General features: G+C 56.8%; 20 protein-coding genes. 8 read left to right on the top strand and 12 right to left on the bottom strand.

What is annotated here, in order from left to right; all coding sequences use genetic code 11:
• Positions 1 to 205 precede the first annotated feature (205 nt).
• From QOY30_RS05770 to QOY30_RS05785, 4 genes are all read left to right on the top strand, one after another.
• Positions 206 to 1966, top strand: a complete 1761-nt coding sequence (locus QOY30_RS05770; RefSeq protein ID WP_283743681.1) for a diguanylate cyclase domain-containing protein — start codon at positions 206 to 208, stop codon at positions 1964 to 1966.
• Positions 1967 to 2126: 160 nt separating this feature from the next.
• Positions 2127 to 3281, top strand: coding sequence for an efflux RND transporter periplasmic adaptor subunit (locus tag QOY30_RS05775; RefSeq protein ID WP_283743682.1), 1155 nt, complete (start codon positions 2127 to 2129; stop codon positions 3279 to 3281).
• 9 nt (positions 3282 to 3290) lie between these two features.
• Positions 3291 to 6413: an efflux RND transporter permease subunit gene (locus QOY30_RS05780; RefSeq protein WP_283743683.1), complete on the top strand. Its 3123-nt coding sequence runs from the start codon at positions 3291 to 3293 to the stop codon at positions 6411 to 6413.
• The gene (locus tag QOY30_RS05785) at positions 6406 to 7851 is read left to right on the top strand and encodes an efflux transporter outer membrane subunit (protein WP_283743684.1); all 1446 of its coding nucleotides are present in this window, start codon (positions 6406 to 6408) and stop codon (positions 7849 to 7851) included. The genes QOY30_RS05780 and QOY30_RS05785 overlap by 8 nt, the downstream gene beginning before the upstream one ends.
• A gap of 180 nt (positions 7852 to 8031) precedes the next feature.
• Here QOY30_RS05785 and QOY30_RS05790 read toward each other — a convergent pair whose 3' ends face one another.
• The 8 genes from QOY30_RS05790 to trhA (QOY30_RS05825) all read right to left on the bottom strand — a co-directional run bounded on the left by QOY30_RS05790 (position 8032) and on the right by trhA (QOY30_RS05825) (position 13482).
• Positions 8032 to 8835, bottom strand: coding sequence for a peptidylprolyl isomerase (locus QOY30_RS05790; RefSeq protein WP_283743685.1), 804 nt, complete (start codon positions 8833 to 8835; stop codon positions 8032 to 8034).
• A gap of 70 nt (positions 8836 to 8905) precedes the next feature.
• Positions 8906 to 9208 carry a YciI family protein gene (locus QOY30_RS05795; protein ID WP_283743686.1) on the bottom strand — a complete coding sequence of 101 codons (303 nt, stop codon included), beginning with the start codon at positions 9206 to 9208 and terminating at the stop codon, positions 8906 to 8908.
• A gap of 53 nt (positions 9209 to 9261) precedes the next feature.
• Positions 9262 to 9807, bottom strand: a complete 546-nt coding sequence (locus tag QOY30_RS05800; protein ID WP_283743687.1) for a septation protein A — start codon at positions 9805 to 9807, stop codon at positions 9262 to 9264.
• A 45-nt stretch (positions 9808 to 9852) separates the two neighbouring features.
• Positions 9853 to 10245: a peptide-methionine (R)-S-oxide reductase MsrB gene (gene msrB / locus QOY30_RS05805; protein ID WP_283743688.1), complete on the bottom strand. Its 393-nt coding sequence runs from the start codon at positions 10243 to 10245 to the stop codon at positions 9853 to 9855.
• 3 nt (positions 10246 to 10248) lie between these two features.
• Positions 10249 to 10857, bottom strand: a complete 609-nt coding sequence (locus tag QOY30_RS05810) for a glutathione S-transferase N-terminal domain-containing protein (RefSeq protein ID WP_283743689.1) — start codon at positions 10855 to 10857, stop codon at positions 10249 to 10251.
• The gene (locus tag QOY30_RS05815; RefSeq protein WP_283743690.1) at positions 10854 to 12266 is read right to left on the bottom strand and encodes a PhoH family protein; all 1413 of its coding nucleotides are present in this window, start codon (positions 12264 to 12266) and stop codon (positions 10854 to 10856) included. The genes QOY30_RS05810 and QOY30_RS05815 overlap by 4 nt, the downstream gene beginning before the upstream one ends.
• Positions 12267 to 12276: 10 nt before the next feature.
• Positions 12277 to 12732, bottom strand: coding sequence for a peroxiredoxin (locus QOY30_RS05820; RefSeq protein WP_283743691.1), 456 nt, complete (start codon positions 12730 to 12732; stop codon positions 12277 to 12279).
• Between the two features lie 69 nt (positions 12733 to 12801).
• Positions 12802 to 13482, bottom strand: a complete 681-nt coding sequence (gene trhA / locus QOY30_RS05825; protein ID WP_283743692.1) for a PAQR family membrane homeostasis protein TrhA — start codon at positions 13480 to 13482, stop codon at positions 12802 to 12804.
• 102 nt (positions 13483 to 13584) lie between these two features.
• On the opposite strand from trhA (QOY30_RS05825), the gene tadA reads away from it, so the two are divergent.
• The 3 genes from tadA (at position 13585) to QOY30_RS05840 (ending at position 15102) form a co-directional block, all read left to right on the top strand.
• Positions 13585 to 14121: a tRNA adenosine(34) deaminase TadA gene (tadA, locus tag QOY30_RS05830; protein ID WP_283746035.1), complete on the top strand. Its 537-nt coding sequence runs from the start codon at positions 13585 to 13587 to the stop codon at positions 14119 to 14121.
• Positions 14118 to 14597, top strand: a complete 480-nt coding sequence (locus tag QOY30_RS05835; RefSeq protein WP_283743693.1) for a L,D-transpeptidase — start codon at positions 14118 to 14120, stop codon at positions 14595 to 14597. The genes tadA and QOY30_RS05835 overlap by 4 nt, the downstream gene beginning before the upstream one ends.
• A gap of 67 nt (positions 14598 to 14664) precedes the next feature.
• A complete protein-coding gene (locus QOY30_RS05840; protein ID WP_283743694.1) occupies positions 14665 to 15102 on the top strand; it encodes a GNAT family N-acetyltransferase in 438 nt (145 codons plus the stop codon).
• On the opposite strand, the gene QOY30_RS05845 is transcribed toward QOY30_RS05840, so the two are convergent.
• Complete coding sequence (locus QOY30_RS05845) at positions 15088 to 15756, bottom strand: energy-coupling factor ABC transporter permease (protein WP_283743695.1); 669 nt, start codon at positions 15754 to 15756, stop codon at positions 15088 to 15090. The genes QOY30_RS05840 and QOY30_RS05845 overlap by 15 nt on opposite strands.
• On the bottom strand, positions 15753 to 16784 hold the full coding sequence (gene ygfZ, locus QOY30_RS05850) for a CAF17-like 4Fe-4S cluster assembly/insertion protein YgfZ (RefSeq protein WP_283743696.1): 1032 nt from the start codon (positions 16782 to 16784) through the stop codon (positions 15753 to 15755). The genes QOY30_RS05845 and ygfZ overlap by 4 nt, the downstream gene beginning before the upstream one ends.
• Positions 16785 to 16857: 73 nt before the next feature.
• Between ygfZ and QOY30_RS05855 the strand changes: the two genes are divergently transcribed.
• Positions 16858 to 18972: an ABC transporter substrate-binding protein gene (locus tag QOY30_RS05855; protein ID WP_283743697.1), complete on the top strand. Its 2115-nt coding sequence runs from the start codon at positions 16858 to 16860 to the stop codon at positions 18970 to 18972.
• Positions 18973 to 18990: 18 nt separating this feature from the next.
• On the opposite strand, the gene trhA (QOY30_RS05860) is transcribed toward QOY30_RS05855, so the two are convergent.
• Together trhA (QOY30_RS05860) and QOY30_RS05865 are read right to left on the bottom strand one after the other, a co-directional pair.
• On the bottom strand, positions 18991 to 19644 hold the full coding sequence (gene trhA, locus QOY30_RS05860; protein WP_283743698.1) for a PAQR family membrane homeostasis protein TrhA: 654 nt from the start codon (positions 19642 to 19644) through the stop codon (positions 18991 to 18993).
• A gap of 52 nt (positions 19645 to 19696) precedes the next feature.
• A complete protein-coding gene (locus QOY30_RS05865) occupies positions 19697 to 20332 on the bottom strand; it encodes a DsbA family oxidoreductase (RefSeq protein WP_283743699.1) in 636 nt (211 codons plus the stop codon).
• Positions 20333 to 20436 lie beyond the last annotated feature (104 nt).

Consider the following 20436-nt stretch of genomic DNA (forward strand, 5'->3'; position numbering starts at 1 on the left):
TAATGTTTCACAATAGGGTCGGCTTATCTTGTGAGAATTTTGTTGAATTTGTTATCGATTGAACAGGTGTTCTGGAATTGACTTATGAAATCTAACCGCATATAAGTTTACCAATCAAGTAAGGAGCCGCTGATTTTGTCGGCGTTTTCCTAAAAATGGCAAATGGGGTGGAGTATGGGATTTGCGCGTTGAAATCGTGAAAAAAATGCCATACATTATTCAATCCTTGGGTTTGGTCATTGCGTATCTTGCCGCAGCCAAAATTGGCTTGGTGTTTGGCACGGTGAGCAGCAGTGCCATGATTTTCTGGCCGCCTGGGGGGATTGCACTTGCTGCCCTATTATTGGGCGGCGTTCGATTTCTTCCTGCTGTATTTGTGGCAGCCTTTCTCACTGCAGAAATTGTCGATACGCCAGCGATTTTCGCGCTGGGATTTTCAATGGGCAGCGCGCTGGAAACATTCGCCGGATTCTTTTTGCTCCGGCGCTTTGGCAATGTCGATCTTTCGCTCAATCGCCTGCGCGACCTGGCACTGCTGATCCTGCTGGGTAGCCTGATCCCTTCTGCCATCAGCGCGATACTTGTTCCTTTGGCTCTGCTGAAAGCAAACATGATCTCTTCGGAGATGCTGCCCGATGTCATGTGGCAATGGTGGCGCGCTGATGTGCTTGGCATCGCATTTTTCACGCCCATCGTCCTGGTATTCGCCAACAGAAAGTCGAAATTCTTCAAGTCCAGCAGAGCGTGGGAAATGGCTGCCCTCTGGGTGGCATCCATCGTCATCGGACAGAGCGTCTTCCTCGGCTGGCATCTGCCGGGCATTCCGCGAGATCAGCAGCTTGGTCTTACCTGGGTTTTTCCTCTGCTGGTCTGGGCTGGCCTGCGCACGGGAAGAAAAAATACTGCGTTGATCCAGTTGTTGTTCCTGTCACAGGTGCTTGCTGGAGCCTATCTGCAAACAGGTTATTTCTCCGATGATTTTGCCCGCTACGGGCTGGCCAATTTCTGGATGTTTGCCATGATGCTGGCTGTGGCGGGTATGGCACTTGCGATCCTTTCCACGTTGCAGCGCAAGGCCATGCACCAGATCGCGTTGAACGCCAAGGTGTCGGCGGTCAGTAATGAGGGCATTGTGATCGTGGATGCCAATGGCAACATTGTTGACGTCAACCCGGCTTTTACTATGCTGACCGGATACACCCGCGATGAAGTGCTGGGCCAAAACCCGCGTGTCCTGAAATCAGGCAAGCAAAGTTCCGAGTTCTTTGCAGACATGTGGAAAGCATTGATTGAAGTCGGGCATTGGGAAGGAGAGTTATGGAACCGCCGCAAGGACGGTGTGGCTTATCTGGAAAAGCTCGCCATCTATACCCTCAAGGATGAACACGGCAAAGTTGCCAACCGCATCGGTATTTTTTCCGATATCACGCAGAGCCGGGCTGAGCAGGAAACCGTGGCACATCATGCGCAACATGATTTTTTGACCAACCTGCCCAATCGCATGTTGTTTCGCGACCGCTTCAAACAACAACTGGCGCTAGCAAAGCGGAATGGCAAGAAGTTTGCCGTCATCTATATCGACCTCGACAAGTTCAAGCCTGTGAACGACAAATTGGGCCACCAGATCGGGGATCAGTTGCTGGTAGCGGTTGCGGAAAAACTGAAATTGCAGGTGCGGGAGGTCGATACGGTTTCCAGGTTCGGCGGGGACGAATTCGCGATCCTGCTTTCCGAAGTCATGACGCGCAACGACGTCACGAATCTGGCAGGCAAGATACTGCTAGCCCTGAATCAGCCATTCTTTCTCGATGGCAACATAATAAATATCTCAGGCAGTCTGGGCATCGCCATGTATCCGGACGACGGCAGCGAGATGGAATCGCTCATGAGCAAAGCCGATGCAGCCATGTACCGGGCCAAGCATAACGGCTCTAATACCTACTGCTGGTGCGGGGAATATGCATGAGTAAACCATGCGCGCATCTCGCTTAATATCGGCGCCCGGATAGTAAATTTATAAATATATGTTATCCTGCTAATTGTTAGCTTACTAACTATTATCCTGCTGGCCGCAGTGTTATTCCGCCAGCCATCAAGAATTTTATGAATCCGGTCGGAGATTTTCGATGAAAACAAGAACTCAAATCCTCAATGCATTGGCCATTGGTGCGGCTATCTTGGCACTTGCTGCATGCGGGTCCAAAGACGGGGGCGGGCAGCAGGCACCCGCCGCCGCAGCTCCCCCTCCGATGGAGGTGGATGTCGTGACTGTCACCCCGGGTTCTGTGACGCTGACCCAGGATCTTCCGGGGCGTCTGGAAGCATATAGAAGCGCGCAAGTACGTGCGCGAGTGGATGGGATCATCGAAAAGCGCCAATTTACTGAAGGCAGCGATGTCAAGGCCGGCGATATGCTGTTCCAGATCGATCCTCGCAATTACAGGACTGCCTACGATTCTGCCAAGTCGGATGAAAGTGTGGCGCGCCAGACGCTTGAACGTTACAAGCCGCTGCTCGCGGCAAAAGCCGTCAGCCAGCAGGATTATGATCTGGCCGAGGCCAAGCTGAAACAAGCCGAAGCTGCACTGTCCAAGGCGCAACTGGACATGGAGAATACCCATGTGCCGGCCCCCATCTCGGGACGTATAGGACGCGCTCAAGTGACGGAAGGTGCGCTGGTGGGACACGGTGAATCCACCTTGCTGGCCACCATCGAGCAAGTCAATCCCATCTATGCAAACTTCACCCAGCCGGGTTCGGATATGATGCATTTGCAACAGGCCTTCAAATCAGGAAAGCTTAAAAGCGCTGGTAGTGCGCGGGTAGAGCTTGTGCTTGAAGACGGCAGCATATATCCCCTGCCTGGCAGGCTATTGTTTTCCAATCTTGCCGTCGATCCGGGCACAGGTAGCGTGACCCTGCGTGCCGAATTTCCCAATCCGAAACAGGAGCTGCTGCCCGGCATGTTTGCGAGCATCCGTTTGCCGGAAGGCAATGCGGATGACAGCATCAGGATACCGCAGCGTGCCGTCATGACCGGCACGCAGGGCCAGTCCGTGCTGGTAGTGGATGAGGAAAGCAAGGTTGCGGTACGACCGGTCAAGACGGGAAGCATGGCGGGCAGCGACTTTGTTATTCTCGAAGGCTTGAAGGCGGGCGACCAGGTGATCGTGAACGGTATCCAGAAAGTGCGTCCCGGCTCGCCGGTGAAAGCGGTTCAGTGGAATCCTCAGGGTAGTTCGCCTGTAGCGGATGCACCTGCAACTTCTGCAAAGAAATAGAGGGGCATCGTGTTCGCAAAATTCTTTATTGACCGCCCGATCTTTGCCTGGGTAATCGCGCTCATCATCTTGCTGGCGGGCGGGTTGTCGCTGCGCAGCTTGCCGGTCACATCCTATCCATCGGTCGCCCCCCCGGCTTTGGCCATCACGCTTGCCTATCCCGGTGCTTCGGCACAGGTGGTGGAAGATACGGCTGTTTCCCTGGTCGAGCAGGAGATGAACGGTATCGAGCATTTGCTCTACATGGAATCGTCCTCCGAGTTGGGCTTGGGAACGATCACCCTGACCTTTGAGAGCGGAACCAATCTGGATGCCGCCTCGGTCGAAGCGCAGAACCGCATCAAGCGTGCCGAGGCGCGCTTGCCGGATGATGTGCGGCGTGTGGGTGTCACCGTGGCGAAGGCAGCGCGCAATTATCTGATGTTCATCGCGCTGACTTCGCCGGACAAGAGCCGCGACAACGTCGCGCTCGGCAGTTATGCCGCGACCAGCCTGCTGGAAAGTATCCGGCGTGTACCGGGCGTGGGCGAAGCGATACTTTTCGGTACCGAGTATTCGATGCGCCTGTGGTTGAATCCGGACAAGCTGCATTCCTACAATCTGTCGCCCGGCGATGTCAGCGCTGCTGTCCGTGCACAGAACACCGAACTTGCAATTGGCGAGCTTGGCCAGTTGCCGGCCGCTCCCGGGCAGCAGTTGAACGCGGTGATCGTCACCCAGAGCAGGCTTAAAACTCCGGAACAGTTCGGCAACATCATCGTGCGGGCAAATCCGGACGGTTCCACGGTGCGGGTCAAGGATGTCGCGCGGGTGGAACTCGGCGCGCAGGATTATTCCATCGCTGCGCGCATAGACGGGCAGCCCGCCGCGGCGATCGCCATCCGTACCACGCCGGAAGCGAATGCGCTCGATACCGCCAAGGCAGTCAAGGCCAAGATGGCCGAGCTTTCCAAGGCTTTTCCAAAAGGCATCGACTGGTTGATCCCGTACGACACGTCGGAGTTCATCCAGATATCCATCGCTGAAGTCGCGAAGACGCTGGCCGAGGCGATGCTGCTGGTGTTCGTCGTCATCTATCTTTTCCTGGGGAATCTGCGTGCCACTTTCATCCCCAGCATCGTCGTGCCGGTTGCGCTGACCGGCGGGATGGTGGGTTTGTATGTCATCGGCTACTCGATCAATACGCTGACGCTGTTCGCCATGGTTCTGGCCATCGGTATCGTGGTGGACGATGCCATCGTGGTGGTGGAGAACGTGGAACGCATCATGACCGAAGACGGCCTGTCGCCGCGGGATGCGACGTACAAGGCCATGGGTCAGATATATACCGCCATCATCGCGATCACTCTGGTGCTGTGTGCCGTGTTCGTTCCGATGGCCTTCTTCAGCGGCTCGGTGGGGGCGATCTACCGCCAGTTCTCTCTCACGCTGATCATGACGATCCTGTTCTCCCTGCTGATGGCGCTGACGCTGACGCCGGCACTTTGTGCCACGTTGCTGAAGCATGAGCCGGAAAAGAAACCGGGCGGGGAGACCGGCTTCTTCGGCTGGTTCAACCGTCTCTTTGTCAAAACGAGCGATGGTTACCAGAACTGGGTCGGCAAGATTCTGAAACGCATGGGCCGTGCCCTGGTGTTTTATGCGGCGATCCTGGTGGCGCTGGGCTGGCTGTTCGTGCATTTGCCCACCAGTTTCCTGCCGGATGAGGATCAGGGTTATTTTCTCAATGTGATCCAGTTGCCACCTGGCGCCACACGCGAACGTTCGAAAGAGGTGCTGGCCGAAGTGGAACAGTACTACATGAAACAACCGGAAGTGGCACATGCAATCGGCGTGCTTGGATTCTCTTTCTTCGGACGCGGACAAAATGCGGCGACCGTATTCGTTCGCCTCAAGGATTGGGATGAGCGGCCCGAGCAGAGCAGTTCGGCTGCTTCCCTGGTGAAGAAAGCCAACATGGCGCTGTTCCGCATCAAGGAAGCGTTCATCTTCGCCCTTAACGTGCCGCCGATTCCCGAGTTGGCTGCCACCGGCGGTTTCGATTTCAGATTGCAGGATCGTTCCGGGCAAGGGCGCGAGAAATTGCTCGAGGCACGCAACATGGTACTTGGCATGGCAAGCAAGAGCCCGATGATAGCCGGTGTGCGACCGGAAGGACAGGAAGCCGGGCCGCAATTGCAGATCGAAGTCGATCGCCTGAAAGCAAAGGCATTGGGGATAGATATTGCGAATCTGAACGATACTCTGCAATCCATGCTCGGGGTGACCTACATCAACGACTTCGTGCGCGAAGGCCGTATTTTGCGCGTGCAGATGCAGGCCGACTCGGAAAACCGCACCACGCCGAGCCAGATCATGCGAATACCCGTGCGCAATATGGATGGTGGAATGGTTCCCTTGTCCGAATTTGCCAGGACGCGCTGGGTGGCAGCTTCACCCAAACTGGATCGTTACAACGGCCTGCCGGCAATGAAGATTTCCGGCGGTCCCGGGCCTGGTCACAGCACGGGCGATGCGCTACTGGCGATGGAAGATATCGCATCCAAGCTTCCGCCCGGCATGGGTTTTGAATGGTCCGGGACATCCAAGGAGGAGAGGGTCTCCGGAAACCAGGCGCCGTTCCTGTTCGCCTTGTCCGTGATTGCAGTGTTCCTGTGTCTGGCGGCGCTGTACGAGAGCTGGTCCATTCCGCTTGCCGTGATCCTGGTGGTGCCCATCGGTATACTCGGTGCGGTGGTGGCCGTGACGTTGCGCGGACTGCCCAACGATGTCTATTTCAAGGTCGGACTGATCGTCATCATCGGCCTGGCCGCGAAGAATGCGATCCTGATCATCCAGTTTGCCAACGATCTGCTGGACGAAGGACATGAGCTGATCGACGCGACATTGGAAGCCTGCCGCCGACGGTTGCGGCCCATCCTGATGACGTCGATCGCGTTCATCTTCGGCGTATTCCCGCTGGCCATTTCCAGCGGTGCGGGCGCCAATGGACGTCATGCCATCGGAACAGGCGTCATGGGCGGCATGATCGCCGCGACGGTTATCGCGATCTTCATGGTTCCCGTTTTCTTCGTGGGTGTTCGCCGTATTTTCCCCGGTCATGCGCGGCACAAGGAGGACAAGCATGAGTAATATAAAAACAAAATCGAAAGCTGCCGGAGTCTTGCTTGCGGCGCTGACGTTGGCAGCATGTACCAGCGGACCGGACTACAAGCGTCCGGACATGGTGTTGCCGGAAAGCTGGCCGGCGAAACAGGACGATGCCGCGGTAAAGCCCAGCGGCGTGACTGAACAATGGTGGCATCTCTATGCCGACGCGACCCTCGACAAGTTGGAAGAAGAAGCGCTGGCCCACAATGCGGACATCCAAGTGGCAGTTTCCCATGTGTTGGAAGTGCGCGCCCAACTCGGGATCACCAAGGCAGACCAGTTCCCCGAGCTGAGTGCCAATGCAAGCCAGAGCCGCACCAAAGCGTCCACAGTCGGCGTTTTCCCGCTGCCGTCATACATACCGCCTACCCAGAACTTTTCGCACATCAGTCTTGATGCGAGTTATGAACTGGATCTGTGGGGCAAACTGCGCCGCGCGACCGAAGCGGCACGGGCAAATCTGCTCAGTGCGGAGTCGGCGAGAGACACGGTGCGTCTTACGCTGACCACGCAAGTGGCGCAGCAGTATTTTGCCCTGGTCTCCCTGGATGCCCAAGAGGCAGCCACAAGGCGGTTGCTGACTGGCCGTCAGGACAGGTTGGAACTCAACAAAAAACAGCTTGAGGTCGGCATGATTTCAGAATACGACCTGCATCAGGCTGAAGCCGATGTGGCTGCCGTACAATCGCAACTGGCATCTCTCGTTCAGGCGCGCAGCAAACAGGAAACCACGCTGACACTGTTGCTGGGACGCTCGCCGCGCGACGTGATGTCTAGTGAGCTGCAACGCGGCAGCCCGCTGCTGCCGGTGGCGTCGGTACCCGATGGGCTGCCTGCGGACTTGCTGTTGCGCAGACCCGACCTCAAGGATGCCGAGCAGCGCTTGGTGGCGTTGAACGCCAGTATCGGCGTGGCTCGGGCGCAGTATTTCCCGTCGATTTCCCTGACCTCTTATGTGGGCAGTGAAAGCGTGGCGTTCTCCAACCTGTTCACCAAGCCGGCGAACATTTTCCAGTTCGCGGGCAATGTCACCCAGCCGATCTTCAATGCGGGGCGCATCGGTTATCAGGTGGATGTGGCGGAAGCGCGCCGCGACCAGGCTCTGATCCAGTATAAGCAGGCTGTCGCCAACGCATTCGGCGATGTGCGCAACGCCTTGTCTGCCCAGGAATCAGCCAGACAGGTCCTGACTTTCGAAAGTGCGCGCAGCGATGCATTGGAACAAGCCTACAAACAGGCCGATATGCGCTATCAGGCCGGGATCGCGAGTCGCCTGGAACTGCTGGATGTGGAGCGTAACTACCTGCAGGCCCAGTTGAACCGTCTCGATGCGGAGCGTGCACAGCGCAGTGCAGTTGCCGACCTGTTCAAGGCATTGGGCGGGGGCTGGAAAGCGCAGGAAGTTGCCAAGGCACCGTGATTCACCCGGTTGATTCGACACGATGAAGGATTAACATCGTTCGGACGGAATAGGGGCAAATGGCATATCCAGGACTGGACAGTTTGCTGTCTTGCACAGATTCGGTAGTTTCAAAACGGACTTCGTAACCAACAAAAAAGGCGACCTTCTGGGTCGCCTTTTTGCTGATATTACGACTGTTTACTCGATCTTGGCCTTGCTGCGCAGATCTTCGATAAGTTTCTGGACAGCTTCCTGTTGCTTGCGTTTTTCCAGATTGGGCTTCATTTCTTCAAAGGTCGGCACTTTCAACTCGCGCGTGTCTTCCAGTTTGATGATGTGCCAGCCGTATTGGGTTTGCACCGGATCACTGACTTGTCCCTTGCCCAATTTGAGTACGGCTTCGGCGAAGGGCTGTACGAAGTTGGATGGAACTGCCCAGCCCAGTTCGCCGCCATTGTCCTTGGAGCCGGGGTCTTTGCTATGCGCCTTGGCAATGGTGGCGAACTTGGCGCCTTTCTTCTTGAGTTCGGCTTCAACCTTCTTGGCTTCATCCTCGGATTCGACCAGGATGTGCGACAGTTTGTATTCCTTGTTGCCGACGCGAGCCTTCAGGGTTTCATATTCCTGCTTCAGCACGTCATCCGCGATGGGGTGGGTCTTGGCATAATCCTGCACGTATGCCCCGGCCAATACGGATTGTCTTGCCAATTCCAGTTGTTGAGCGACCTCCGGTTGCTTGTCCAGACTGCTCTTGGTAGCGGCCTGTGAAATGACTTCCAGATTGATGATGTCATCGCGGATCGCCTTGCGCATTTCCGGGCTGTCGGGCTGGCCTTGCTGTGCGGCAGCCTTGATGCGCATATCGATGCGTGATTGCGGGATTGCTACGCCGTTTACCAGCGCAGCCGGTTTGTCAGCCGCCGCCTTGTCATCGGCAGCCTGTGCGCCTGCGGCAATAGCCAGCAATGCCGACAACAGGATGAATTTGGAAAATTTCAGCATGAGTCTTTCCTTTGTGAGTTGTAGAGGGGATTCGAAAATTATCCGACGCGCAATATAGCATGCCTTGCGCTCAGGCCGGAAAGACCTTCTTGAAAGGCCTGACCGCGACTTGGGTATAAACGCCGGCAGCAACATAGGGGTCTGCGCCCGCCCATGCCTCAGCGCTTTCCAGCGACTCGAATTCGGCAACGATCAGGCTACCGGTGAAGCCAGCGGTGCCGGGATCGACAGCGTCCACGGCGGGGAAAGGGCCTGCCAGCAAAAGCCGGCCAGCGTTCTGCAAAACTTGCAGCCGTTCCAGGTGTGCGGGTCGCGCGGCTTTGCGCTTTTCCAGGCTGTCGGGGGTATCCTGACCAAATATTGCATAGAGCATCTGTTTTTCCTCGGTTTTTGTTGTGTGTAATGCCGACTTTATTGAATATTGGCTCATTCTTTTTTGTGTTTGTCCGCTTCCACATATTTTGCCAGCATTGCCGCTTGCGCAAGAATGAACAGGAAGATCAGGCTGGTAACGCCAAATAATTTGAAGTCGACCCAAATATCGGTTGAAAAGTTAAATGCGACATACAGGTTGATGGCGCCGAGTGCGGCAAAGAACAAGCCCCAGGCCAGGTTGACGTTCATCCAGGTCGAATCGGGCAGCGGAAGCTTGTCCTGCAACAGCGAACGCATCAGATTTTTTTTGAAAAAGACTGGCGCCAGCAATAATGCCAGGGCAAAAGACCAATACAGGACGGTCGGTTTCCACTTGATGAAAGTCTCATTGTGCAACAGCAATGTCGCTCCACCGAATACAGTGATGATGCCAAAGCTGGCCCATAACATCGTGTCGACCTTGCCATGCCGATATTTCACCCAGGCAACCTGGGCCAAGGTCGCGGCCATGGATACTGCCGTAGCGACGAATACACCCGCAAATTTGAAGGTGATAAAAAAAACGATGACGGGGAACAGGTCAAAAAGTATTTTCATGGAGACTCACTTGTTAAGCCGGGTTGCAGGCCGCGATTGGCATTATTATTTTCTATCCAGTGCAAGTGAAGCCGAATTGATGCAAAAGCGCAATCCGGTCGGGTCCGGGCCGTCTTCGAACACGTGCCCCAGATGGGCATCGCATGCAGCACAGCACACTTCGATGCGATCCATGCCGGTCGGATCTTCTTCGCGATATTCTAACGCGTCTTCGCTGACCGGTTGCCAGAAGCTCGGCCAGCCCGTTCCCGATTCGTATTTGGTCTCCGAATCGAACAGCGGATTTCCGCAGCAGATACAGCGATAGACGCCGATGTCGTGGCAATCCCAGTATTCTCCGGTAAAGGCCGGCTCAGTCCCGCATGCGCGGCAGACCTCGTACTGTTCAGGCGTCAATTCTTCACGCCATTCTTCTTCAGATTTTTCAATAGAGCTCATGTTTTATCCTGCCAGTGAGGTTTGAACGCTCGGACGAGCACTGAGGCGGCTGAACCATGCAGCCAGGTTAGGATGCGTGCCGCGCCAGTCGCGTTCGGGTTGACGCAGATCGAGATAGGCCAGTGCACTCACCAGTGCCAGGTCGGCCAGCGTGATGCTTTTGCCCTCGCACCATTCACGCTGCCCCAGTTGGTCGGCAATGTGGGCAAGCGCGCGGGTGACGGCCAGATTATGCATGTCGATGTTGCCCTGCTCCTGCTTCTCGGGCGGGCGGATGCGTTCCATGCGCACGACGATGGCCGAATCCATGATGCCGTCTGCGAGCGCTTCCCCGCGTTTGACGCGCATCCTCGCCAGCGCATCGTTGCGCGGGATCAGGATGGGCGTGTCGTTCAGCGTATCGGCGTATTCGGCGATCACGGGCGAATCGAACACGCAAGTGCCGTCGTCGAGGATCAGCGCCGGGATGCGCCCGAGCGGATTGACGCTATACACCTGGCTGGTCGGTTCGCTCGGCGGGTCGATCACATAAGCGTGCGGGATCTTTTTTTCCAGCAACACCAGACGTGCTTTGCGCACGTAGGGACTGGTGTTCGAGCCGATCAGTTTCATAGCACTTCCGCCGCGTGGTCGGCGAGGCGCGAACGCTCGCCGCGTTGCAGGGTGACGTGGCCGCTGTGCGCCCAGCCCTTGAACCGGTCCACCACGTAGGTCAGGCCGGAACTGCCTTCGGTGAGGTAAGGCGTGTCGATCTGCGCGATGTTGCCCATGCATACCACCTTGGTGCCGGGACCGGCACGGGTGATGAGCGTCTTCATCTGCTTGGGCGTCAGGTTCTGCGCCTCGTCGATGATCAGGTACTTGTTAAGGAAAGTACGGCCGCGCATGAAGTTGAGCGACTTGATCTTGATGCGCGAGCGGATCAGGTCGCGCGTCGCGGCGCGGCCCCATTCGCCGCCTTCGTCGTCGGATTTGTTGAGCACGTCCAGGTTGTCGTCCAGCGCACCCATCCACGGCGACATTTTCTCTTCCTCGGTGCCCGGCAGGAAACCGATGTCCTCGCCCACCGGCACGGTGACACGGGTCATGATGATTTCCGAATAGAGCTTGTGTTCCAGCGTCTGCATGAGGCCGGCAGCCAGCGTGAGCAGGGTCTTGCCGGTACCGGCCTGGCCCAGCAGTGTGACGAAGTCGATCTCGGGATTCATCAGCAGGTTGAGCACGAAGTTCTGTTCTCGGTTGCGCGCGGTGATGCCCCAGATGGCGTTCTTGCTGTGTGTGTAGTCGGTGAGCGTGAGCAGGGTGGCGGCGGTGTCCTCCTGCGTGGCGACCACGGCATAGAAGGGTTTTTCCGGATCGTCCTGGTACACGAATTCGTTCACCAGCAGGTCGCGGCAGATGGGGCCCTTGATGTTGTAGAAGGTGTGCCCGGCCTGGATCCCGGATTTCATGTCCTTGCCGTTTTTATCCCAGAAATCGGCAGGCAATTCGCGCACGCCGGTATAGAGCAGGTCGGTATCTTCCAGCACCTTGTCGTTGAAATAATCCTGCGCCGACAGTCCCAGGGCACGCGCCTTGATGCGCATGTTGATGTCTTTGCTGACCAGTGCGATCTGGCGCTTGCTGTGCTGCGTGTGCAGATGGCTGACCACACCGAGGATGGCATTGTCGGCTTTGCCGTTTGCCAGGGTAGATGGCAAAGGGTCGTTGATGAACTCGGTTTGCAGGTACAGGCGTCCGGTCGCGTTCTTGTTGCCCAGCGCGTTCAGCGGCACACCCTCGTCGATGCTGTCTTCACTCGCACTGACGAGGTTGTCCAGGAAGCGGCTGGCCTGGCGCGCGTTGCGGGCGACTTCCGACATCCCTTTCTTGTTGTTGTCCAGCTCTTCCAGCACGAACATCGGCAGGTAGACATCGTGTTCTTCGAAGCGGAACAGGCTGGTCGGATCGTGCATCAGCACGTTGGTGTCCAGCACGAAGAGTTTGGTGTCTTTGTCCGTTGTTGCTTTGCGTGCGTTCATGTTGTCCTTGTTAGAGAGTTTGAACAAAAGTGAGTACTTCTTGCGCGTGACCGTCCGCCTTGAGGCCACGCCATTCCTTGATGATGTTTCCCTTCTTGTCGAGCACGAAGGTGCTGCGCTCGATGCCGCGCACCTGTTTGCCATACATCATCTTCTGTTTCATCACCCCGAACAGATTGCACACCGCTTCATTCTCGTCGGAGAGCAGTGCAAAAGGCAGGGTAAATTTCGCCTTGAAATTCTCGTGCGACTTGATGCTGTCGCGCGAGATTCCGACGATTTCGCATCCCGCCTTGTTGAATTCCGCGTACAGGTCACGAAACTGTTGCGCTTCACTGGTACAACCGGGCGTGTTGTCCTTTGGATAAAAATAGATGACCAAGGATTTGCTGCGGATGGGGTACAGCGTGAAACCGGCACCGCCAGTGGCGGGCAGGGTGAAATCGTCTACAACTTGTTTTGGCATCAATGGCTCCTGTTCCTGACTGCCATTGTTGACAAATTCTTTCGGGAAGGCAAGCGCAAATTGCACGGGTCAGGCGGCATACCAGTAAACGGCGAAATAATGGCAGGTGGTGCCCGCCAGCACGAACCAGTGCCAGATGAAGTGGCCATAGCGCAGGCGCGAATCAAGGGTAAAGAACACGGTACCTGCCGTGTAGGCCAGGCCACCGGCAACCAGCCAGGCAAGCCCGGATGCAGGCAAGCGGGTATACAAGGGATCGGCCGCGATGATGATTAGCCACCCCATGAGCAGGTAGAGTAATGTGGAAATGACGGGACGGGACATGCGGTTCAACAATTTCAGCATTACCCCTGCCAGCGCCAGACTCCAGATCAGTATCAGCAACGTCCATCCCCATGCGCCGTACAGCACGCCGAGCGTGAAGGGCGTATAGGTGCCCGCGATGAGCAGATAGACCGCGGAGTGGTCGATAACACGGAAAATATGTTTGAGTCTGCCCGGGCGGAATGAATGGTAGAGGGTGGAAGAAAGGTAGAGCACGATCATGGTGGCGGCGAAAACGATGGAACCGATCAGATATCCGGTATCTCCAAGCTTCAGCGCATGCAGGATCAGGAATGGCGTGCCCACCACCGATGCGATTGCCCCTGCGCCGTGGCTGATGCTGTTGGCGATCTCTTCTCCGGGTGTTTGTTCGCGCCCGTGAATTTTTCGGGATATATCCGTCGGGCTGGGAGTCTGTTCTTGCATGTCGAGGCGTACTGGTTGGGCGCAACGATTCTGTGCTTCGTCATACCGTTTGGCAATCCAATTTTTGCCCGTACAATGGCGGGCATGAATTTAGAGAACCGGATGCCATTCCAGGCAGGTGACCCCACAGGCGAAGCGGATGAGACCTTCATGCGTGCTGCGCTGGACTTGGCGCGGCAGGCAGCAAGCAGCGGAGAAGTGCCCGTTGGCGCGGTCGTGGTGAAAGACGGCTGCATCATCGGCCGCGGCAGCAATGCCCCCATCTCGCGGCACGACCCTTCCGCCCATGCCGAAATCGCGGCGTTGCGTGATGCAGCTCAACAAATCGGTAATTATCGTCTGGTAGATTGTGAATTATTCGTTACGCTGGAGCCTTGCGTGATGTGCGTCGGCGCAATGTTCCATGCCCGTATCTCCCGTGTGGTGTTCGGGGCGCGCGATCCGAAGACCGGTGCGGCGGGCAGCGTGTTCAACTTGTTCGGCGATTTCCCCCACCCCAACCCTCCCCCGGGGGGAGAGGGGGCAATGATCAGATTGAATCATCATGCACGCATACAAGGGGGAGTTCTGGCGGATGAATGCGGCAAGGTGTTGAGCGATTTTTTTGCGGCACGCCGCGCGCAGCAGAAGGCACCATGAAGATTGCCATTCACATTCCGACACAGACGCTGGAGTTATTGGCCGATAACGGCAAGTCATTGCGCCGGTATCAGGTATCCACGGGTGCAAACGGGGTGGGTGAGGAGAACGGGAGTTTTTGCACGCCGCGCGGCAAACACATCATCCGTGCCAAGATCGGCAGCGGCGAACCGGAGAATGCCGTTTTCGTACAGCGTCGCCCGACAGGTGAAGTGTACTCGCCGCAGCTTGGTGCGCAGTATCCGGGACGCGACTGGATATTGACGCGCATTTTGTGGCTGTCCGGTTGCGAGAGCGGTTACAACCGCGGAGGATCATGCGATACCATGCGCCGTTACATTTACATCCATGGCACGCCGGACAGTACTTCGCTCGGCAAGCCGGGCTCGCGCGGTTGTGTGCGCATGCGCAATGCCGAACTGGTGGACTTGTTTGAACTGGTGGGGGCGGGCACGGAAGTCGAAATCACTGCATGATGCAGGGCGAATAACAATAATGTTTCTTCCGCCTGAAGGTGTAGGGTGGAAGTCAGGAGATAGCGTTATGACTACCCCATTCACGGTCAGTCTGGTTTGTTGGCACGACGGCGAACCATTGTTGCGTGCCATACGCGAAGCGGTATTTATCCGCGAGCAGAACGTTCCTGAAGAGCTGGAGTGGGATGGCAAGGACGAAGATTGCCGCCATGCCCTGGCTTTGAGCCTGAACGGCGATGCGATCGGTTGCGGGCGCATGCAGGCGAATGGACATATCGGACGCATGGCAGTATTACCGCAATGGCGCAAGCAGAAAGTGGGCACGGCCATTATTGAGGCGCTGCTCGATGAAGCACGTTCACGCGGCTATAAACAGGTAGATGTGGACTCACAGACCTTCGCCATTCCGTTTTATCAGAAATTCGGCTTCGTCGAGCATGGCAAGGAATTCATGGATGCCGGGATGCCGCACAAGAAAATGAAGCTGAAGCTACTTCCCCGCTAGATATTCCTCGTCACTGAAATTCATTACTGCCTGCGGCTGGAATACCACAAAGGCGGTGATCATCATGCCGGTGACGAAGCCCTCGGTGAACATGAGGATGGGCGACGCGACGAGATAGTAGTGCTGAATCTCTCCCCAGGTGTGGCGGCTCAGCAGCAACAGTAGCAGGGTGGTAGCCGTCACGTTCAGTACGATGGTGAGCATGCTGCAGAAGAAGCCGTTCCATAGTACGAACAAAAACAGATTCTTCGGCAGGTGGCGTTTGCTGAAGCGCAGCAGCCACTCACTGAACAGCACGGGAAGGGCGACCATCAGCAGACCGTTAATGCCGAGCGTAATGAATCCCGCGTCCATACGCAGCCAGGTGGCCAGCATGACCAGCGTGATGCTGACAGTGGCGATCTGCCAGCCGAACATCAGCATGAACAATGTCGAACCCAGAATGTGGAAGTTGAATCCGGGGCGGATGCCGACGTTGAATTGCCAGAAAATGAACGCGCCAAACACCAGGCCAACCAGCGCGTTTACCATGACAGCGTTATCCAGCAGGGTGCGCCAGGGAGCGCTACGTGCCGCGCTATACAGAAACAAAGCGAAGATAAAATTTGCCAACCACAGCCACTCTCCAGTCAGCAGTTGAGCAGGCAGATTCACGGCAGCGGGTAGGGCAGGTGCTGGAACTGCAAACGCGCACCCTTGATTTCGCCGAGATGCACCGGGAAAGAATCGTGGCTGGCGATCTGGATCACGGCCAGCAGGTCATAACCGCCGCCGGGTGCCGCTTGCGCATTGACCACGGTGCCGCAACTCTGGCCTTCCATCTCCATGCTGAACAAATCATCGCCCGCTTGCGGCGCTGCGTCGCTTTCGACATGCGCCAGATACATGCGGCGTTTGTTCTTGCCCAGATACTGCATGCGTGCCACGATTTCCTGTCCCGGATAGCAGCCTTTCTTGAAATTCACCGCACCGATGAGATCGAGGTTTGCCATTTGAGGAACGAATGCTTCCTGTGTCTGCGGCAGGATGACAGGTATGCCCGCGCGGATGTTGAGCCAGTCCCAGCAGGAGGACCCGACTGGTTTTGCATCCGTGCCGAGCCGTTGCCACAGTGCAGGTGCGCGCTGCGGTGTGGTATTGAGCTGGAAGCGATCTGCACCGAGGCGAATCAGGCCGGTGTCTTCGTGATACACAATGTCGAGCGGATTCCGGGGCAGAACAGGGAATAGCTGCTGCAACAAGGCCGCGGTATTTGCGCCGGAAAGCCCTATGCACACAATGTTATCGCTCGCGTTCTCGATCTTCACTTTGGCGCGCAGCACGAACATGGACAGCTTCTTCTGGATCGGCGCGAGCAGGCTTTGCGGCAGGTGCAGAAAGTATTCCGTCTCGTTGCGCCAAATCAGAAAAGTCGCCAGCGCACGGCCTTTCGCCGTGTTGAGGCTGCTGGGCAAGGCATGTTGCGGGGTGAGCGCGTTTACGTCGCTGCTGAACAGGTTATGCAGGAAGCCTTTGGCTTCTTCGCCGGAAACCCTGATGATGCCGAACTGCGACAAGTCGCACATCACTGAGCCATCGCGCGTGGCGATGCGCTCGGCGGCGGCATTGCCGAAATGCTGTATCACTCCGTCTTGTATTTGTGCGCCTTGCGCCGTAAGGAAATTCTGCCAATCTGGGTTCATTTTTCAAAAATCCGTTTGCATTCCAAGCTCAATCTTACCGCGAAGACAGACCTTTCGGCTAAACTCTTGCGCCATGAGATATGTGCTTCCAGCTTTGTTGTGCCTGTTGCTTGTCGCCTGCGATGGCGGGCTGTGGAACGACCCCTATCCTGCGGCGGACGACGGCAAGTCCATACTCTATACCGCGTTCACCGAACGCCCCAAACATCTGGACCCAGCGCAAGCCTACAGCGAAAACGAATACGAGTTCCTGGCCCACATCTATTCGCCCCCCCTGCAATACCATTACCTGAAGCGTCCTTATCAATTGGTGCCGCTGGCTGCCAGCGAAATGCCGCGAGTCACCTATCTGGACAAGAACCGCCGCCGCCTGCCCGACAATGTTGCCGCGGAGCGCATCGCCTACAGCGTGTACGAGATACACATCAAGCCGAATATGCGCTACCAGCCCCATCCGGCTTTTGTGCCGGACAATTACATGCTTACAGCCGGCGAAATGGGTCGTATCCATTCGTTGAACGACTTTTCCAGGACCGGTACGCGCGAGGTGACGGCTGCGGACTACGCCTACCAGATCAAACGGCTGGTTCATCCGCAGCTGCATACGCCCATCGCGGGGGTAATGGGCGAATACATCGTCGGCCTCAAGGAATATGCCTCCACACTGCAAACAGCGGCCAGGCTGCATCCCGACGATTTCCTTGATTTGAACCGGTATCCGCTGCCGGGTGTGGAAGTCGTGAATGGCACGACTTACCGCGTCACGATCAAGGGAAAATATCCGCAATTTGCCTACTGGCTGGCGATGCCTTTCTTTTCGCCGATGCCACAGGAGGTGGAGCGCTTCTATGCGCTGCAAGGCATGCGCGAACGCAACCTCTCGCTGGACTGGTGGCCGGTGGGCAGCGGGCCGTATTACCTGTCGGAGAACGACCCTAACCGGCGCATGGTACTCACGCGCAATCCCTATTACGACAGCGAGATCTACCCGGCGGAAGGTGAGCCTGGCGATGCGGCGACAGGACTAGTGGCCGATGCGGGGAAGCCGCTGCCATTGATCGACCAGGTCGTGTTCACGCTGGAAAAGGAAACCATCCCGTACTGGAACAAATTCCTGCAAGGCTATTACGACGCCTCCGGCATCAGTTCGGACAGTTTCGACCAGGCAGTCCAGGTCAGCGTCAGCGGCGAAACCAATGTCAGCGAGGAGATGAAAGCGCAGGGCATCACGCTTTCAACTTCAGTCGCGACTTCCACCATGTACACCGGTTTCAACTGGCTGGATCCGGTGGTGGGCGGAAACTCGGAGAGAGCAAGGAAATTGCGCCGTGCCATCTCCATCGCGGTGGACTATGAAGAATTCATCTCCATCTTCGCCAACGGACGCGGCATCGCCGCGCAATCGCCCATTCCTCCCGGCATTTTCGGCTACCGCGAAGGCAGGGAAGGCATCAACCGATACGTGTACGACTGGGTAGACGGAGTGCCCAAGCGCAAGCCCATTGAGGAAGCGAAACGCCTGTTGGCAGAAGCAGGTTATCCCGGCGGCGTGGATGCTGGAACCAATCAGGCGCTTGTGATCCACCTCGATACGACGTCCAGCGGCATCGGCAACAAATCACGCCTGGACTGGATACGCAAACAGTTCGACAAGATTGGCGTCCAGCTCGACGTGCGCAGCACGGATTACAACCGGTTTCAGGACAAGATACGGCGCGGCGATATGCAGATGTACTACTACGGATGGAATGCCGACTATCCCGATCCGGAGAATTTCCTGTTTTTGCTGGATGGCGCGCAAGCCAAGGTGGGAAAGGGCGGCGAGAACGCGAGCAATTACAGCAACCCGGAATTCGACCGGTTGTTCGATCAGATGAAGAACATGGACAACGGCCCGGCGCGGCAGGAAATCATCGACCAGATGCTGGAGATCCTGCGCCGCGATGCACCCTGGCTGTGGGGCTATCACCCGAAGAACTACGTGCTGCAACATGGCTGGCTGCACAACGTCAAATCCAACATCATGGCCAACAACAAACTCAAATACTGGCGTGTGGACAGCGCGCAACGCGACCGGATGCGGCGCCAGTGGAACCAGCCTGTGCGCTGGCCTCTGTGGCTGGGCGGGGCGGCTTTGCTGTTGTTCGGGTTCTGGATGTGGAAGGCACTGCAAAAACGCGAGCAGTAACGCTACTAAAGCGTGTTGTCAGACAGCGTACCAGACGGCAAAGTAGTGGCTGACCGTGCCGCCCAGCACAAACAGATGCCAGATGCTGTGACCGTAGCGCAAGCGTCCATCTGTGGCATAGAAGAACACCCCCGCGGTATAGCTGAGAGCGCCGGCAAGCAGCCACAGCAGTCCCTGTGTCGAAACCTTTTCGTACATGGGTTCGGCGGCGACCAGCATGAGCCAGCCCATGAGCAGGTACATGCCGGTCGAAATCACCGGATGCCCCATTCTTTTGAGTATCCTCAGAATCATTCCGATCGTGGCCAGCCCCCAGATGATCCCGAACAGTGTCCAGCCCCATGCTCCGTGCAAGACCCCCAGCGTGAACGGCGTATAAGTTCCCGCAATGAGCAGGTAGATCATGAGGTGATCGATCTGGTGAAAAATGCTTTTGAGCCCCGGTTGTTGCAATGCGTGGTAGAGGGTGGATGCAAGATAGAGCAGGATCATGCTTGCGGCAAAGACGGAAGTTCCGACGATATATCCCAACTCGCCATGCCGTACTGCATGTTCAATGAGCACCGGTGTGCCGACCAGTGCCGTGATGAAGCCGATGCCGTGAATGGTGCTGTTGGCGATCTCTTCGCTGCGGGATTGTTCGCGTTCGGCTGACGGGAGCAGGGTGATCACTTCATTCCATTTCGTTCGGGGAGGAATGATTGAAGTAATGTTGTATGCATGACTATGCGCTCTTCTGCGCCTGCTGCAGCGCTTCTGCAAACACCTCCACCGGTTGAGCGCCGGAGATGCCGGATTTTTCATCGAACACAAAGAACGGTACAACGGTAATGCCGAATTTCGCCGCGCGCGCTTCGTCTGCCCGCACTTCGCCGGAATAGGCATCGCTTTCCAGCATGGCCTGCGCCTCGCTTTCGGCAATGCCGAATTCCGGCGCCAGGCGCGCCAGCGCGGCACGATCGCCCACCGGCAGCGATTCGGAAAAATACCCGTGCATGAGACGTTCCGCGGCGCGCTCGCCCAATTGCCGTGAGGCAGCAAAATGCAGCAGGCGGTGAGCATCGAAAGTGTTGCCGGGTCGCGCGCCGGACAATCGGTAATCCAGGCCGGTCTCCCTGGCGACTGCAGTGACGCGCGCATTCATGGCGGCTGCCTCCTGCGGGCTGACGTTGTATTTTTGCGCCAGCATCTCTTCCAGCGTGCCCGTCCGTTGACGTGGTGCATCGGGGTCGAGTTCGAAGCTGCGCCAGATCACATGCACGTCTTCCTTGAGTGCGAAATCCGCAAGTGCGGTTTCAAAGCGCCGTTTCCCGATGTAGCACCAAGGGCAAATGATGTCGGACCAGATTTCAACTTGCATGATTTTCCTTGTGGCAGCGCCGGTATTTGCAGATCGCGATTCGCTATTCTACAGCGGCCAGATTCTACTCCCGGCGCTTGCCCGCAGGCTATTGTTTGCCCTTA

The organism is Sideroxydans sp. CL21, assembly GCF_902459525.1.
GTDB lineage: Bacteria > Pseudomonadota > Gammaproteobacteria > Burkholderiales > Gallionellaceae > Sideroxyarcus.